The organism is Aquaspirillum sp. LM1, assembly GCF_002002905.1.
In the GTDB taxonomy this organism is placed as follows: domain Bacteria; phylum Pseudomonadota; class Gammaproteobacteria; order Burkholderiales; family Aquaspirillaceae; genus Rivihabitans.
Window position 1 is genome coordinate 1,389,932 of sequence record NZ_CP019509.1, and the last position, 16,873, is coordinate 1,406,804.

Genomic DNA, 16,873 nt, shown 5'->3' on the forward strand with positions numbered 1-16,873 from the left:
CTGCTGTTTTGTCAGCGGTTTTATTGTCGGGAAGCTTGGCACGCATCTTGTTGTCTTCTTGGCATGCACTGAAGCTTTTCCCGCCACGTACATAAGGACAATAAGACGAGATGGAGACTTTTTACAACGTGATGCGGCGTCAGGGGGTCACCCGTCGCAGCTTCCTCAAATTTTGCAGCCTGACGGCCACCTCGCTCGGGCTGGGGTCGGCATTTGTGCCGAAAATTGCTCACGCACTGGAAACCAAGCCACGCGTGCCAGTGATCTGGCTGCACGGGCTGGAGTGCACCTGTTGCACCGAATCGTTCATCCGCTCGGCGCACCCGCTGGCCAAGGACGCGATTCTGTCGATGATCTCGCTGGATTACGACGACACCATCATGGCGGCAGCTGGTCATCAGGCGGAAGCCATCCTGGAAGAAATCCAGCAAAAGTACAAAGGCAACTACATTCTGGCGGTGGAAGGCAACCCGCCGCTGAATGAAGATGGCATGTTCTGCTTTCCCGGTGGTGAGCCGTTTGTGGAAAAACTCAAGCGCCTGTCCAAAGACGCCAAGGCGTTGATTGCCTGGGGTTCGTGCGCCTCCTGGGGCTGTGTGCAGGCGGCCAAGCCCAACCCCACCCGCGCCACGCCGGTACACCAGGTGATTCTGGACAAGCCGGTGATCAAGGTGCCGGGTTGCCCGCCGATTCCGGAAGTCATGGCGGCGGTGATCACCTATATGGTGACGTTTGACCGCATGCCCGATCTGGACCGCCAGGGCCGGCCCAAGATGTTCTACGGCCAGCGCATTCACGACAAATGCTATCGCCGCCCGCATTTCGACGCCGGCCAGTTTGTCGAGCAGTGGGACGACGAAGGCGCGCGCAAGGGCTATTGCCTGTACAAGGTGGGCTGCAAGGGCCCGACCACCTATAACGCCTGTTCCACCATTCGCTGGAATGACGGCGTGTCCTGGCCGGTGCAGTCTGGCCACGGCTGCCTGGGCTGCTCGGAAGATGGCTTCTGGGACAAGGGTTCGTTCTACGACCGGGTGACCGGGATTCCGCAATTCGGCATTGAGGCCAACGCCGACACCATCGGCCTGACCGCCGCTGGCGGCGTGGGGGCTGCCATTGCCGCGCACGCGGCAGTGAGCGCGCTCAAGAGCACGGCGCTGAAAAAACAGGACCTGAAACCGATCGAGACCACCCAGCCGGAGGATAAATAATGAGCAGTTACACGACACAAGGGTTCTCGCTGGACAATAGCGGCCGCCGCGTGGTGGTGGACCCGGTCACCCGCATCGAAGGCCATATGCGTTGCGAGGTTAACCTCAACAGCCAGAACATCATCACCAATGCGGTGTCCACCGGCACCATGTGGCGCGGCCTGGAAGTGATTCTCAAGGGCCGTGACCCGCGTGACGCCTGGGCGTTTGTCCAGCGCATCTGCGGCGTGTGCACCGGTACCCACGCGCTGACCTCGGTACGTGCGGTGGAAAACGCCCTGGGTATTGCCATTCCGAAAAACGCCAACCTGATCCGCAACCTGATGCAGGCCACGCTGTATGTGCACGACCATCTGGTGCACTTTTATCACCTGCACGCGCTGGACTGGGTGGACGTGGTGTCGGCGCTGAAGGCTGACGCCAAAAAAACCAGCGAACTGGCGCAAAGCATTTCCAGCTGGCCGAACTCCAGCCCCGGTTACTTTCACGACCTGCAAATGCGGCTGAAAAAGTTTGTCGAATCCGGCCAGCTTGGCCCGTTCCGCAATGGCTACTGGGGCCATCCGGCCTACAAGCTGCCACCGGAAGCCAACCTGATGGCGGTGGCGCACTATCTGGAAGCGCTGGATTTCCAGAAGGAAATCGTCAAGATTCACGCCATTTTTGGCGGCAAGAACCCCCATCCGAACTGGCTGGTGGGCGGCATGCCGTGTGCCATCAATCTGGATGGCGTGGGGGCGGTGGGCGCGGTGAATATGGAGCGGCTGAACCTGGTCAAGGACATCATCGACCGCTCGATTGCCTTCTGCGAACAGGTGTATGTACCTGATCTGATTGCCATTGCCGGTTTTTACAAGGATTGGTCCAAGATCGGCGGCGGCCTGGCCAGCCAGAGCCTGCTGTCCTACGGCGACTTCCCCAGCATTGCCAACGATTACAGCGAAAAAAGCCTGTTGCTGCCGCGTGGTGCCATCATCAATGGCAAGCTCACCGAAGTGCACCCGGTGGATCTCACCGCGCCGGAAGAAATTCAGGAGTTCGTCACTCACTCCTGGTACAGCTACGGCGACGACAGCAAGGGCCTGCACCCGTGGGATGGCCGCACCGAGCCAAAATTCGAGCTGGGCAAGGGCCACAAGGGCACCAAGACCAAGATCGAACAGCTGGACGAATCGGCCAAGTATTCGTGGATCAAGTCGCCGCGCTGGAAGGGCCACGCCATGGAAGTGGGCCCGCTGGCCCGCTACGTGATTGGCTATATGCAGAACAAGCCGGAATTCAAGGAGCCGGTGGACGCGCTGCTGAAAAAGCTGGATGCGCCGGTGGAAGCCTTGTTCTCCACCCTGGGTCGCACCGCCGCCCGGGGTCTGGAAAGCGTGTGGGCCGCGCACGAAATGCGCCGCAACTACGACGAGCTGATTGCCAACCTGAAGGCAGGCGACACTGCCACCGCCAATATCGAAAAATGGGAGCCGTCCACCTGGCCCAAGCAGGTGAAGGGCGTGGGCTTTACCGAAGCGCCGCGCGGCGCGCTGGGCCATTGGCTGAAAATCGATAACACCCGCATCGACAGCTACCAGTGCATCGTGCCCACCACCTGGAACGCCGGCCCGCGTGACAACAAGGGCCAGATTGGTGCCTACGAAGCCAGCCTGATGAACACCCAGCTGGCCAAGCCGGATGAGCCGCTGGAAATCCTGCGCACCCTGCACAGCTTCGACCCCTGCCTGGCCTGCTCGACGCATGTCATGAGCCCGGAAGGTGAAGAGCTGGTGCGCGTGGCTGTGCGCTAACCCGGAGGATGGCAAATGAAAACCTATGGTTTTGATGGCGACGCACCCGCGCAGGCGGGCCGGCGCAAGGTCACCTCGGTGTATGTGTACGAAGCGCCGCTGCGCTTGTGGCACTGGGTCACCGTGCTGTGCATCATCGTGCTGTCGGTCACTGGCTACCTGATTGGCAAGCCACTGCCCAGCGTGCCGGGTGAGGCAACCTTCAACTATGTGATGGGCTATATCCGTTTTGCCCACTTTACCGCCGGTTATATTCTGGCTGTGGGGTTGGTCGGACGGCTGTACTGGGCGCTGGTGGGCAACCACCACGCCCGGGAAATCATCCTGGTGCCGGTGTGGGACAAACAGTGGTGGAAAGAATTTCTCTTTGAAATCCGCTGGTATCTGTTTCTGGAGCGCTATCCGAAAAAGTACATCGGCCACAACCCGGTGGGCCAGATTGCCATGGCCAGCTTTTTGTGGATTACCCTGTTCATGTGCGTGACCGGTTTTGCCCTGTACGGCGAAGGCACCGGTGCCGGCAGCTGGGCGCACAGCATGTTTGGCTGGGTGATTGGCGCGTTTGGCAGCAGCCTGGACGTGCACAACTGGCACCGGCTGGCCATGTGGGGAATTGTGCTGTTTGTGATGGTGCATGTGTACGCCGCCATCCGCGAGGACATCATGTCCAAGCAGAGCATGATTTCCACCATGGTCAGCGGTTTCCGCATGTTCAAGGACTGAGGACGCACGATGAACGCGCCCCTGCCCTCCCTCGCCCGCTGGCCCGCGTTTGGCGGCAACCGCGCCCCCTTGCATCCGGGGCGCTTTCTCGCCACCCGCATCCTGGCCCCGCTGGGCCTGAGCCAGCTGGCGGCGGCGCAGGCGCTGGGCATGTCGCGCCGTCGGCTGAACGAAATGATCCATGGCCGTCGCGCCATCACCCCGGACACCGCCTTGCGGCTGGCCGCGTGTTTTGGCGTGGACGCCGGCTTCTGGCTGCATTTGCAGGCGGATTGGGATTTGTATACGGCCCGTCGCCAGCTGACTCCGCATAAAAACAGCCTGGAAGCGGCTTAGTGCGGTATTCGCGCAGGCAGACGTCTTGTGTCTCTTGCCCCGGCATCTGCTGGGGCAATTTTTTGCCGTGCGAACCATTGCCCATGCGGGCCCCCGGCGTAGCGGCGTGTAGCCGGCTGGCCGGGCGTGGCGATGCCAGTGCTACCCTGCCGCCTGCACCGCCATCGCCAGCGCCCGACCGCTTAGCCAGGCGTCTTCAATCCGTGTACCCAGGCACCAGTCACCGCACAGCCCCAGGCCAATATCCGCTGCGTAGACCTGTCCCAGTGTCAGCGGATTGGCCGCCTGCCCATACAGCCAGCGGTGGGCGCTGCGGCGGCTGACCTCCACTTCGACATCCACCAGGTCAGCAAATGCAGCGTGCAGCAATGCGGCCACCTGCTCGGCGCGGGTGTCCAGTTGCTGCTGCGACCAGGCCGGGGTGGCGTGAATCACCCAGCCTTCACGGCCCGTGCGTCCTGGCTTGCTGGTATTGCGCGCCAGCCAGCGAATCGGGCCGTGCTCCACCCAGGCGGCGTCAATTGGCAGCGGCAGGCGGTCTGGCAGTTCCAGCATGGCCGCCCAGCATGGCTCCATCGCCACGCTGGCAGCCAGCGCCTGCAGTTCCGGGGCTGGGCCAAGCAGGGCCGCAGCCTGCGCGGGCGGGACAGCCAGCAGCACCTGGCGGGCCAGCCAGGCGGGCTGGTCGTCGGCAAAGCTGAGCTGCCAGCCTTGTTCCTGGCGCTGCAATGCCACCAGCCGCTGCCCCAGCGCAACGTCCAGACCATCGGCCAGGCTGCGGCACAGGCTGCTCATGCCTGGTTGCGGCACATAACGCTGTTCCGGATAGGCGGGTGTCTGGCCCTCTGCACGCCACTGCACCACCTGGCCGGTCCAGGCGGCGCAGCGGCCATCTACCAGCCAGCGCGCCACTTCGGCGATAAAGTCGGGGTGGCGGGCGGTAAAATATTGCGCGCCGTGGTCGATGGCAAACTGCTCGCCACGCCGGGTGGCCATGCGCCCACCCATGCCCTTGCTTTTGTCAAACAGCTGCACCTGATAGCCGGCGGCGGCCAGCTGGCGGGCGCAGGTCACCCCGGCCAGACCTGCGCCAATCACGGCAATGTCGGTATGAAAGGCCAACATGCGCATGCTCCTGAAGATGGCTTGAGCGGGCCATTGTGCGCGTTCGGCGTATTTTTGTATAGGACAAACAGGCAAATGGAGCCGAACAAAACCCCCGCGCCAGGCGGGGGTGAGTGTGTCCAGCCAGCGATGGCGTCAGCGCAGCAGGCTACATGGCATGGGCGTGGCTTTGCTGGCTGCCCGAGCAGCCAGAAATCAGCGCCTTGAGCGCTGCCGGCTGAATCAGCTGGATATGCTTGTGCTCGACAGTGATCCAGCCATTGGCCTGAAAGCGCGACAGCGTGCGGCTGACGGTTTCCAGTTTCAGCCCGAGGAAGGAGCCGATTTCTTCCCGGCTCATGCGCAGGATGAAATCATTGGCGGCAAAGCCCCGGGTGGAAAAACGCAGCGACAGGTTGAGCAGGAACGCCGCCAGCCGCTCTTCGGCCTTCATGTTGCCCAATAACAACATCACCGACTGATCGCGGACAATTTCGCGGCTCATCAAACGGAAAAAATGATGTTGTAAACTGGGAATGTCACGGCCAAGGCTTTCCATCCGCGAAAACGGCAGCTCGCACACTTCACTGTCTTCCAGCGCAATGCTGTCGCAGCCGTGGGCGTTGGCCGAGATGCCGTCCAGGCCCAGCAGCTCGCCAGACATGTGAAAGCCAGTCACCTGTTCGCGGCCATCATGGCTGCCCACACAGGTTTTGAAAAAGCCGGTACGCACGGCAAATACCGACTTAAAGCCTTCTCCTGCACGGAACAGGTATTCGCCGCGCTTGAGCCGGCGCGACTGGCGGATCACCGCATCCAGCTGCGACATTTCTTCGCGGCTCAGGCCGATGGGCAGGCAAAGCTCGCGCAAACTGCAATTCGAGCAGGACACCTTAAGGGTGTGAATCGGGATATTGGTATGTTCAACCATGGTATTTCGCATGAACGGTGACCTGAGCTTGATGCATGTCAAACCATACTTAACAGGTTTGTTGCAAAGTTTGCAACCTGCCCAAGGAATTTTCTGATGACTGCAACAACTGCTATGCTGGCGCCGACTCGTTGTGAGTTTGACCGCGCCTTGATTGAAAAACTCGACGGCTATGGCCCGCGCTACACGTCGTACCCGACGGCAGACAGGTTTCATACCGGTTTTACCGAGCGTGATTATCGGCATTGGCTACAACAGAGGCAAATTGGCGCAAGCGCCTGGCCGTTGTCCCTGTATGTGCATCTGCCTTTCTGTAATACCGTGTGTTACTACTGCGCCTGTAACAAGGTCATCACCAAAGACCGCTCAAAAGCAGACATCTACCTCGATTATCTCGAAAAAGAGCTGACTTTGCACGCAGAAGCGTTAGGTGACGGCGTGCGCGAGGTGGCGCAGTTGCATTTTGGTGGCGGCACGCCCACTTTTTTGAACGACGCCCAGCTTACCCGGCTGATGGCGGCGATTCGTCAGCACTTTCATTTGCAGACCGGCGGCGAGTTCTCCATCGAAATCGACCCGCGCAAGGTCAGCGCCGACACCGTGCGCCTGCTGGCCAGCCTGGGCTTCAACCGCATGTCGGTGGGCGTGCAGGATTTCGACCCCGCCGTGCAGGCGGCAGTCAACCGCATCCAGAGCGAGGCAGAAACCCGGCTGGTGATCGACACCGCCCGCGCTGCCGGCTTTAAATCGGTCAGCATCGACCTGATCTATGGCCTGCCGCTGCAAACCGTCGACAGCGTGATGCGCACCGTCGAACGGGTGCTGGCCATGGACCCCGACCGGCTGGCCATCTACAACTACGCCCACCTGCCGCATATGTTCATGCCGCAACGACGCATCAACGAGGCCGAACTACCCAGCGCCGAAGTCAAGCTGGACATTTTGCAGGCCGTGGTCACCCGGCTGACCGATGCCGGTTATGTGTTCATTGGCATGGACCACTTTGCCAAACCGGATGATGACCTGTCGGTGGCACTTAAGCAAGGCCGGCTGCAACGGAATTTCCAGGGTTACTCCACCCACGCCGACCACGACCTGCTTGGCATCGGCGTTTCCGCCATCGGCAAGCTTGGCCCCACCTACAGCCAGAACGTGCGCACGCTGGACGAATACTACGGCGCGCTGGATGCCAACCTGCTGCCCACCCTGCGCGGCATGGTGCTGACCGAAGACGATATTTTGCGCCGCAACATCATCCAGCGGCTGATGTGCCAGTTTGCCCTGTCCAAAGAAGCCGTTGAAGAAGTTCACGCCATCGACTTTGCCGGCTACTTTGCCCCGGAACTGGAACAACTGGCCGAATACGAACGCCACGGCATGCTCACCATCGACAAGGAATGGATTACCGTCACCCCCAGGGGGCGTTTTCTGATCCGCACCATCGCCATGGTGTTTGACCGCCATCTGCGCGAAAAACAGGCTCAGGCGCGCTATTCCCGCGTGATTTGACCCCCTGATGCCGCACTGGTTCTGGCCGCTGCTTGGCCTGGCGGCGCTGCTGGCTGCCGGGCGGGCCGGCAAAGCCTGGCTGCTAAGCCGCCTGCGCCGCAGCCTGACCCCGGAGCGGGTGCAGCGGCCCTACGCCCTGCCCGCCGTGCAGCGCGTGTTGCAACCGTGCCGGATTGCCACGGTGGGTGCGCGTCAGCTGGCCGGCTGGTACAGCCCGCCCTCCACCCCCACCACACCCATCCTGATTGTGGCGCATGGCTGGGGCAGCAGCGCCGCGCTGATGCTGCCGCTGATTGCCCCACTGCACGCCACCGGCTACGGCATTCTGGCCTACGATGCCCGCTGCCACGGCCATAGCGACGACGACAGCTACAGCGCGCTACCACGCTTTGCCGAAGACCTCGACGCCGCGCTGGACTGGCTGGCGGGTCAGCAGGGGGCCAATGCCGCCCCGCGCTGGCTGCTCGGCCATTCGGTGGGCGCTGCCGCCTGCCTGTGGGTGGCCCGCCGCCGTCCGGGCGTGGCCGGCGTCATCAGCCTGTCGGCGTTTGCCCATCCCGGCGAACTGATGCGGCGCTGGCTGACGGCCAGGCATATTCCCTACTGGCCGCTGGGCCACTGGCTGCTGGCGCAGATTCAGCAGATCATCGGCCACCGCTTTGATGCCATCGCCCCGCTGGCGCACCTGCCACACCTGCGCTGCCCGGTGCTGCTGATTCATGGTCTGAACGACAGCACCGTCCCGGTCAGCGACGCCCACCGCCTGCACGCCGCCGCCAGTCATGCTGGCGTGGCGTTATGCTGCCTGCCCGGCGACCACGAGCGCCCGGATAATCTGGAGGATTGCGTGGTGCAGATTCAGCGCTTTATCCAGCAGCACAGCGACTGAATGCTTTGACAATAAAAAACGGAGAAACCCAGGCGGGTTTCTCCGTTGTCATCTGGCCATCCGGCCAGCGCCCCTCTGAATAGCGGGATGCACCACGCCGTACCGACGTGGCGCGTGGCACGCTCAGTCCGGATTGATGGCCTGCTTGACCTGCTCCAGCCCGGACGGATCGTCCAGCGTGGTCAGATCGCCCGGATCGCGGCCTTCGGCAATCGCCTGAATCGAGCGGCGCAGCACCTTGCCCGAGCGGGTTTTTGGCAGCTGGGTGACAAAATGCACCTGCGACGGGTTGGCAATGGCCCCCAGCTCCTTGCTCACTGTGGCAATCACTTCGCGCGCCAGCGAGTCGCGCTGTTCGCTGGTGGCCAGCTGTGACGGGTCCTTGACCACGGCAAACGCCATCGGCACCTGGCCCTTGAGCTGGTCGGCCACGCCCACCACCGCGCATTCGGCGATGGAGGCATGCACATTCACCGCTTCCTCGATTTCGCGGGTACCCAGACGGTGGCCGGCCACGTTGATCACGTCGTCGGTGCGGCCCAGGATGAAATAGTAACCGTCTGCGTCCTTCATGCCCCAGTCAAACGACGAGTACACCTGTTTGCCCTTGAAGCCATTGAAGTAGGTGTTGACGAAGCGCTCGTCCTGTTTCCACACGGTGGACAGACAGCCTGGCGGCAGCGGTGGAATCACTGCCACCACGCCTTTTTCGCCCGTGGCGACTTCTTCGCCGGTGGCTTCGTCCAGCAGCTTGAGGTTGTAGCCATAGGCCGGGAACGACGGGCTGCCAAACTTCACCGGGGTGTTTTCCACACCCGGCATGGCGGTCAGCATCGGCCAGCCGGTTTCGGTTTGCCAGTAGTTGTCGATGATGGGCACGCCCAGTGCATCGGAAATCCAGTGGGCGGTGGGTTCATCCAGCGGCTCGCCAGCCAGGAACAGATAGCGCAGCGAAGAAATATCGTACTTTTTCAGCCAGGCCGGATCCTGCTTTTTCAGCACGCGCACGGCGGTCGGCGCGCTGAACATCACCGATACCTTGTACTTTTCGACAATCTGCCACCAGATGCCCGGATCGGGGCGGATGGGCAGGCCTTCATATACCACGGTGGCCATGCCGCCAATCAGCGGACCGTAGACAATATACGAGTGGCCCACCACCCAGCCGATGTCGGAGGTGGAGAAATACGCCTCGCCAGGGTTGCCGCAGTAGATATGCTTCATCGACGCGGCCAGCGCCACGGCGTAGCCGCCGGTGTCGCGCTGCACGCCCTTGGGCTTGCCGGTGGTGCCGGAGGTGTACAGGATGTAGCTGGGGTGATTGGATTCCACCCACTCACACGGCACATTGGCGTCCAGATGGCGCTCGCGCAGGGTGGCATAGTCCACATCACGCCCGGCCACCACGGCCATGTCCGGATCAAGGCCACGGTTGACAATCAGCACGCTGGCCGGCGGAAATTCCGATTGTGCCAGCGCGTCGTCCACCAGATGCTTGTACGGAATCACCTTGCCGCCGCGCATGCCGCCATCGGCGGTGACCATCACCTTGGGCTGGGCGTCGTCCACCCGGGTGGCCAGGCTGTGCGCAGCAAAGCCGCCAAACACCACCGAGTGAATCGCCCCCAGGCGCACGGTGGCCAGCATGGCAAAAATCGCTTCCGGGATCATCGGCATGTAAATCAGCACGCGGTCGCCCTTGCCCACGCCCAGTTCCTGCAGGCTGGCGGCAAAGCGGTTGACTTCGCGGTGCAGATCGGCAAACGAATAGGTTTGCTCGGCACCGGTTTCGGTGGAAATGTAGATCAGCGCGTTCTGCTCGGCGCGGTCTTGCAGATGGCGGTCCACCGCGTTGTGGCACAGATTGGTTTCGCCATTGACAAACCAGTCGCGAAACGGCGGATTGTCAAAGCGCAGCACTTGCTCATACGGCTTGTGCCAGTCGATCAGTTCAGCCTGTTCGGCCCAGAAGGCTTCCGGCTGCTCAATGGAACGGCGATGAAACGCCTGATAGGTTTCGGCCATGGGTTCTCTCCTCCAGCACAAAGGCAACCCCGTGGCGGCTCATATTAATGATCTTGGCGGCTCGGCACGGGGCAGAATTCTCCTACCAAGCAACTGCTTGGTAGGCGGAACCCTACACGCTAATGCCGGGGCGGTCAAATGTTCATGCATTTGCCCTGTGGCGGGCATAAAGCCTGACAAATCATTGTTGCAGCGCAATATTATTTGCCCCTAGTTGCGGCAGGGTTAATCCGATTGCGCCGCGCCGATTTTGCTGCACTGCAAAAGCCCTCGCCCTGCACCGGATTCGCGACACTGGCCGGCTGGGGTCATTTTTTGCGCAGGCTGACACTGGCCACCCCGCCCACCACCAGGCCGGCCCCCACAATCTGCAGCAGTGACATCGACTCGCTCAGCACCAGCCAGCCCAGAAACAAGGTAATCACCGGCCCGAGGGTGGACACCAGCGCCACCTGATTGGCCCCAACCCGGCGAATGGCCTCGTTCAGCAAGGCCACCGGCAATACCGTACTCAGTAGGGCCATGGCCAGGCCATAGCCATACACTGGCCAGGGCAGGCTAAACGCCGCCGACAGCGGATGGGTCAGCAAGAAATGCACAATAATCGCCAGCGATGCCACAATGCACAGCCAGGCCGACAGCCGCAGCGCGCCCACCTGCTTGACCAGCTCGCCCGTGCCAATCAGGTATAGCGAATAACACAGCGCACTGGCCAGCACCCAGCTTACCCCAATCAGCACACTCTGCCCGGCACCCAGCGCATGCCAGTCGTGCGCCACCGCCAAACCGGTGCCCAGGTAGCACAGGCCCAGCGCCAGCCATTCACGCAGCCCCACCTTGCGGCGAAACAGCAGCGCCGAAAACAGCAGCACAAACGTGGGATAGAGAAACAACACCAGCCGCTCCAGCGTCGAAGACACATATTGCAGGCCGATAAAATCAAATACGCTGGACAAGTAATAGCCCATCAATCCCAGCGGCAGCAGCATCATCCACGCCTGGCGCGGCAAACGCGCCGCCCCCCGGCCACTGATGCCGGCCATCAGGATAAAAAACGGCAGGGCAAACACCATGCGCAACATCAGCAAAGTGATGGCGTCCACTGGGTAGGCGTAAGCCAGCTTGACGAAAATCGCCTTGGCGGAAAACCCGGCGGCAGACAGCATGGCCAGCAGCACGCCTTTGCTGATTGAGAAGCCACGCAAGCGCGAGCCGATGGCCAGAGCGGCAGACATATCCTGCTCCTGAAGGTTGATTTGATTGATAGTATCCAGCGAAACCCTTGTGCTTCCCATCAGTATTTGGCACATGCAGTATTCGCAAAACAAGAAGCCCAATATTCTTGCCATAGGCATTATGCCATGTTGGTGCCGATGACGGGCCATGGCGGCGGAAGTGATGCGCCGCCATTTGCGCCAGGTCAAATCAGCGGCACCTTCTCTCCGGAAAGCCCCTGATTGCGCCAAAAAAAGGGGGCTGCAAAAAGTAAAAACCAGCAAAATCAACTGTCTGAATCCCGCTCCTGGCTGGGGTAACGATTTTTTACCGAGTTTTCTTTTTCTGCGGCCCCATGCCGTCTAGAATCCCGTCATGTCACAATCCGGACGCTTTGCCCATGCGCATCCTGCACACCTCCGACTGGCACCTGGGCCAGCACTTTATTGGCAAAACCCGTCAGGCCGAGCACCGCGCGCTGATTGCCTGGCTGCTGGCGCAGATTTCGGCGCGGGATATCGACGCGGTGATTCTGGCTGGCGATGTATTCGACACCGGTGCGCCGCCCAGCTATGCGCGCGAGCTGTATCACCAGCTATTGGCCGGGGTGGCCGCCGCCGGGGCCAGCCTGCTGGTGGTGGGCGGCAACCATGATTCCGCTGCCACCCTGGGCGAAATCCGCCCGCTGCTGGGCGCGCTGCGCGCCACGGTGATTCCATCCGCCGACGGCCCGCTGGACGAGCAAGTGGTGTTGCTGCCGCGCCGCGACGGCCAGCCTGGCGCACTGGTGTGCGCCGCACCGTTTATCCGCCCGCGCGATGTGCTGCGCAGCCAGGCCGGGCAAGGTGCCGACGACAAGCAAGGCGCGCTGCAAGCCGCCATTGCCCAGCACTACCAGGCGCTCTACCAGCGCGCGCTGGCCCGCCGTGCCGCGCTGGGCCAGGCGTTGCCGATCATCGCCACCGGCCACCTGACCACGGTGGGGGCCAGCGCCAGCGAATCGGTGCGCGAGATTTACGTGGGCGCGCTGGAGGCGTTTCCCACTCAGGCGTTTCCGCCGGTGGACTATCTGGCGCTGGGGCATATTCACCGCCCACAATGCGTGGGCGGGCTGAATCACATCCGCTACAGCGGCTCGCCGCTGGCGCTGGGTTTTGACGAAGCCGACACCGCCAAACAGATGTGGCTGGTGGATTTTGCCGACGGCCAGCTGACCCAGGTCAGCGCGCTGCCGGTGCCGTGTGTGCAGCCGCTGGCCTCGCTCAGCGGTGATCTGGCCCGCTTGCCGGCGCAATTGGCCGCCGTGGCGGCGCAGGGCAGCGCCGAGCAGCCAGTGTGGCTGGAAGTGCGCGTGCGCGGCGACGATTACCTCAGCGACCTGGCCGCGCGGGTGGCGGCGCTGGCCGACGGCCTGCCGGTGGAAATTTTGCGCGTGCGCCGCGAACGCGGCGACGCCGTGGCCACGCTCAGCGCCGACCCCGGCGATACCCTGGACGAACTCAGCCCGCTGGAGGTGTTTGAGCGCCGGCTGGCGCAGGAAACCCTGACCCCTGAACAACACGATGGTCTGCTGGCCCGCTACCACCAGGTGCTGGCTGACCTGGCCGAGTCTGCCTGATGAAAATCCTCTCCCTGCGCCTGAAAAACCTGAACTCGCTCAAGGGCGAATTTTGCATTGATTTTCGGCTGCCGCCATTTGCCGGCAATGGCCTGTTTGCCATCACCGGCCCCACCGGCGCGGGCAAATCCACCCTGCTGGACGCCATCTGCCTGGCGCTGTACCACCGCACCCCCCGGCTGGATGCAGTGTCAGCCGGGGGCAACGAGCTGATGACCCGCCACACCGCCGACTGTCTGGCTGAAGTGGAGTTTGAAGTGCGCGGCGTGGCCTACCGCGCCTTCTGGAGCCAGCGCCGCGCCCGCGACAAAGCCAGCGGCGCGCTGCAAGCGCCCAAAGTGGAGCTGGCCCGTGCCGATGGTGAAATCCTGGCCAGCCAGGTACACGACAAACTGCGCCAGGTCGAAGCGCTGACCGGCCTGGACTTTGCCCGCTTTACCAAATCCATGCTGCTGGCGCAGGGCGGTTTTGCCGCCTTTTTGCATGCCAGCGCCAACGAACGCGCCGAGCTGCTGGAGCAGCTCACCGGCAGCGAAGTGTATGGCCTGATCTCGCAGCAAGTATTTGAACGCGCACGCGCCGCACGCCAGGCACTGGCCGAACAACAGGCCCGCGCCGATGGCGTGCAGCTGCTGTCCGCCGAGGCCCGCGCCGAGCTGCTCGCCCACTGCGCCGCCCAGCGCACACAACTGGAAGCACTGACGGGTCAGTTAAGCCACACGCAGGCGCAACTGCACTGGCGCGAAGCGCTCAACGCTGCGGAGCACGACGCCCAGCGTCAGCATGCTGCACTCAGTCTGGCACTGGCCGCGCGCGAACACGCCGCACCGGCGCTGGCGCGGCTGGCAGCCAGCGAACCCGCAGCGGCCATTGCTGGCGCACACCAGCACTGGCAGCACGCCTGTGCGCAACGCGACACCAGCACGGCAGCGCTGGCTGCGCTGCACCGCCAGCGTGACAGCCTGGCGCGCAGCCACGCCCTGGCCCACTGGCAAGCTGCCCAACTGGCACGCACGCTGGCCGGGCAGGCCGCCGCGCAACAAACCGCGCTGGGCGACCAACTGGCCGACGCCAATGTCTGGCTGGCCAGCCACCGCCGGCACGCCGAACTGGGCGAACACCTGCCGCACTGGCGTGCCGAATGGGCCGAGCTGCGCCGGCTGGATGCACAACTGGCCGATGACGACACCCGGCTGGCGGCACTGGCTGCCACACAACACCAGCGCACCCAACAACAGCATCAGGCCCGCGCGCATGCCGACGCACAGGCCAAAGCCTGGCAAACCGCCCACACCCAGGCCCAGCAGCAGCAAGCCCAACGCGACGCCTTGCTGAGTGGCCCCATCCCGCCGCATCAGCGCTATGAAGCGGCATTGGCGCGGGCACAGCATTTGCGGCAACTGGGCCACGACGCCCAGACACTGCGCCAGCGTGCGGCCATGCTGGCCGAGCAGACACAACAGCAGCACACCCTGAATGCCGAACGGGATAGCCTGCGTCAGCAACTGGACATCAGCCAGAAGCAGCGCGTCCATCTGGACGAACGAGTGGCCGACAAGCGCCGGCTGCTGGGGCAGGAACAGCTGATTCGCAGCCTGGACGCCCACCGTGCGGCCCTGCGCCCCGGCGAAGCCTGTCCGTTATGCGGCGCACAGAGCCACCCGGCAGTGACGGCGTATCAGGCGCTGGACCTGGACGCCAGCCAGGCGGCGCTGGCCGAGGCCCAGGCGCAACAGCACGCTCAGCAGGCGCAAGAACAGGCGCTGCAAGCGCAATTGAACCGCACCGAAGGCCAGGCCACGCAACTGGCCGCCGAACTGGCGCACAGCGCCGCCGCCCAACACGCCGGAGAGGCCGCCTGGAACGCCAGCGTGCGCGCGCTACAGGCTGATGCCAGCGCCCCGCCGCTGCACTGGGCGGACGCCGCAACGCTAGCTGCCAGACAACGCATCGCCGACGCCGAACACGCCGACTGCCAGGCACACTTGCAGGCATTGGACACCGCCAACGCCGCCTGCCGGACCGCTGACCACCAGGCGCAACAGGCGCGTGACGCACACGATGCCGCCCAGGCCACGCTGCGTGCCAGCGAACAAGCCTGTGCCGATATCCAGGCCGAACACAGTGCCCGCGATGAACAACGCACCCACCACGCCCGCCAGCGCGCCGAGCGCGAAACCCACTGGCGTAACACCATTGGCTACGCCGGCTACACGCTGGACGCCGAACCCGACGCCTGGCTGGCGGCGCGTCACACCGACTGGCAAACCTGGCAAACGCAACAGGCGCATGCCCAGCAGCTGGAGCAGCAGCTGGTTCGCCAGCAAGACCTGTGTGCCCAGGCCGAACTGCGCGCCGACACCTGGCTGGCGCGCTGGCTGGGCCTGACGCTGACCGCACCGGACGCCGCAGCCCCCGACGCCGGTGCAGAGGGCGAAACCGCGCTGGCCAGTCTGGCCAGCCAAGTGGACGCGCTCAGCGCCGAACTGGCCCGGCTGGATGGCCGCTGTGGTGAACTGGGCAATACGCTGAACCAGCAAACCCAGCACGCCGAACACAGCCAGCGCAACTGGCAGGCGGCACTGGACGCCAGCCCGTTTGCCGATGAAACCGCCTTTCTGGCCGCCCGCCTGCCCGACGCTAAACACGCCGAACTGCGCCAGCGCCAGCAGCAACTGGATGCTGACGAGCAACGCGCCCGAGCACTGAGCGAAGCCGCCGACACCCGGTTGGCCGAACTGGCCGCCCAAGCCCTGAGCGAGCACAGGGCCGATGCCCTGACGGCCCACATCAGCGAACTGGACGCCCAGCGCCAGCAGCTGGCCGCCGAATATGGCGCGCACCAGCAGCAGCTGGACGACGATGCCCGTCATCGCATTGCGCACCGCCAACTGCTGGCCAATCTCGACGCCCTGGCCGCCAACAGCGAACACTGGCAACGGCTGGACGGCCTGATCGGCTCGGCCCGAGGCGATAAATTCCGCCGCTTTGCCCAAGGCCTGACGCTCGACCACCTGATTGGCCTGGCCAACCGCCGCCTGGCACGGCTACATGGCCGCTACCGCCTGCAGCGGCAAAGCAGTGGCGAACTGGAACTGGCCATCATCGACAGCTGGCAAGCCGACGTGGCCCGCGACACCCGTACCTTGTCTGGCGGCGAAAGTTTTTTGGTCAGCCTGGCGCTGGCGCTGGCGCTGTCTGACCTGGTGAGCCACAAAACCTCAATTGATTCGCTGTTTCTGGACGAAGGCTTTGGCACTCTGGACGGCGACACCCTGGACGTGGCCATCGACGCGCTGGACGCGCTCAACGCCAGCGGCAAGATGATTGGCGTGATCAGCCATGTGGAAAGTTTGAAAGAACGGATCGCCACGCAGATTCGGCTGAAACCGCAGGCGGGGCAGGGGGTATCGCGGGTGGAGGTGGGGGGGTGATCTGACCCGATGTGTGGTCAGCTTTGGCCGCTTGCCTGCCGGGCTTGCCACCATGTATCGCGACGGGCAATCGACCGACGCAAGC

At 63.4% G+C, this 16,873-nt stretch carries 12 protein-coding genes; 8 read left to right on the forward strand and 4 right to left on the reverse strand.

Going from position 1 to position 16,873, the window contains the following annotated elements; genetic code table 11:
* Window positions 1–110 precede the first annotated feature (110 nt).
* From BXU06_RS05980 to BXU06_RS05995, 4 genes are read left to right on the forward strand one after another with little or no spacing between them, the layout of a single operon-like run.
* Window positions 111–1,211, forward strand: coding sequence for a hydrogenase small subunit (locus BXU06_RS05980; protein ID WP_077297755.1), 1,101 nt, complete (start codon window positions 111–113; stop codon window positions 1,209–1,211).
* Window positions 1,211–3,004: a nickel-dependent hydrogenase large subunit gene (locus BXU06_RS05985; RefSeq protein ID WP_077297757.1), complete on the forward strand. Its 1,794-nt coding sequence runs from the start codon at window positions 1,211–1,213 to the stop codon at window positions 3,002–3,004. Before BXU06_RS05980 ends, BXU06_RS05985 begins: the two co-directional genes overlap by 1 nt.
* 15 nt (window positions 3,005–3,019) lie before the next feature.
* Window positions 3,020–3,727, forward strand: coding sequence for a Ni/Fe-hydrogenase, b-type cytochrome subunit (cybH, locus tag BXU06_RS05990; protein WP_077297759.1), 708 nt, complete (start codon window positions 3,020–3,022; stop codon window positions 3,725–3,727).
* 9 nt (window positions 3,728–3,736) lie between these two features.
* Window positions 3,737–4,063: a HigA family addiction module antitoxin gene (locus tag BXU06_RS05995; RefSeq protein ID WP_077297762.1), complete on the forward strand. Its 327-nt coding sequence runs from the start codon at window positions 3,737–3,739 to the stop codon at window positions 4,061–4,063.
* 141 nt (window positions 4,064–4,204) lie between these two features.
* Here BXU06_RS05995 and BXU06_RS06000 read toward each other — a convergent pair whose 3' ends face one another.
* Together BXU06_RS06000 and fnr are read right to left on the reverse strand one after the other, a co-directional pair.
* Complete coding sequence (locus BXU06_RS06000; protein WP_216352548.1) at window positions 4,205–5,188, reverse strand: NAD(P)/FAD-dependent oxidoreductase; 984 nt, start codon at window positions 5,186–5,188, stop codon at window positions 4,205–4,207.
* A gap of 148 nt (window positions 5,189–5,336) precedes the next feature.
* Window positions 5,337–6,098 (reverse strand): fumarate/nitrate reduction transcriptional regulator Fnr, encoded by a 762-nt coding sequence (gene fnr, locus BXU06_RS06005; protein WP_077297766.1) that lies wholly within the window; start codon window positions 6,096–6,098, stop codon window positions 5,337–5,339.
* 96 nt (window positions 6,099–6,194) lie between these two features.
* On the opposite strand from fnr, the gene hemN reads away from it, so the two are divergent.
* Window positions 6,195–7,607: an oxygen-independent coproporphyrinogen III oxidase gene (hemN, locus tag BXU06_RS06010; protein ID WP_077297768.1), complete on the forward strand. Its 1,413-nt coding sequence runs from the start codon at window positions 6,195–6,197 to the stop codon at window positions 7,605–7,607.
* A gap of 7 nt (window positions 7,608–7,614) precedes the next feature.
* Window positions 7,615–8,496 (forward strand): alpha/beta hydrolase, encoded by an 882-nt coding sequence (locus BXU06_RS06015; protein ID WP_077297770.1) that lies wholly within the window; start codon window positions 7,615–7,617, stop codon window positions 8,494–8,496.
* 123 nt (window positions 8,497–8,619) lie between these two features.
* On the opposite strand, the gene BXU06_RS06020 is transcribed toward BXU06_RS06015, so the two are convergent.
* Window positions 8,620–10,521, reverse strand: coding sequence for a propionate--CoA ligase (locus BXU06_RS06020; RefSeq protein ID WP_077297772.1), 1,902 nt, complete (start codon window positions 10,519–10,521; stop codon window positions 8,620–8,622).
* 308 nt (window positions 10,522–10,829) lie between these two features.
* Entirely contained in the window at window positions 10,830–11,756 is a 927-nt protein-coding gene (locus tag BXU06_RS06025; RefSeq protein WP_077297774.1) for a DMT family transporter, read from the reverse strand.
* Window positions 11,757–12,136: 380 nt separating this feature from the next.
* Between BXU06_RS06025 and sbcD the strand changes: the two genes are divergently transcribed.
* Window positions 12,137–13,354: an exonuclease subunit SbcD gene (sbcD, locus tag BXU06_RS06030; RefSeq protein ID WP_077297776.1), complete on the forward strand. Its 1,218-nt coding sequence runs from the start codon at window positions 12,137–12,139 to the stop codon at window positions 13,352–13,354.
* Window positions 13,354–16,788, forward strand: coding sequence for an AAA family ATPase (locus BXU06_RS06035; protein ID WP_077297778.1), 3,435 nt, complete (start codon window positions 13,354–13,356; stop codon window positions 16,786–16,788). Before sbcD ends, BXU06_RS06035 begins: the two co-directional genes overlap by 1 nt.
* The last annotated feature ends 85 nt before the right edge of the window (window positions 16,789–16,873 follow it).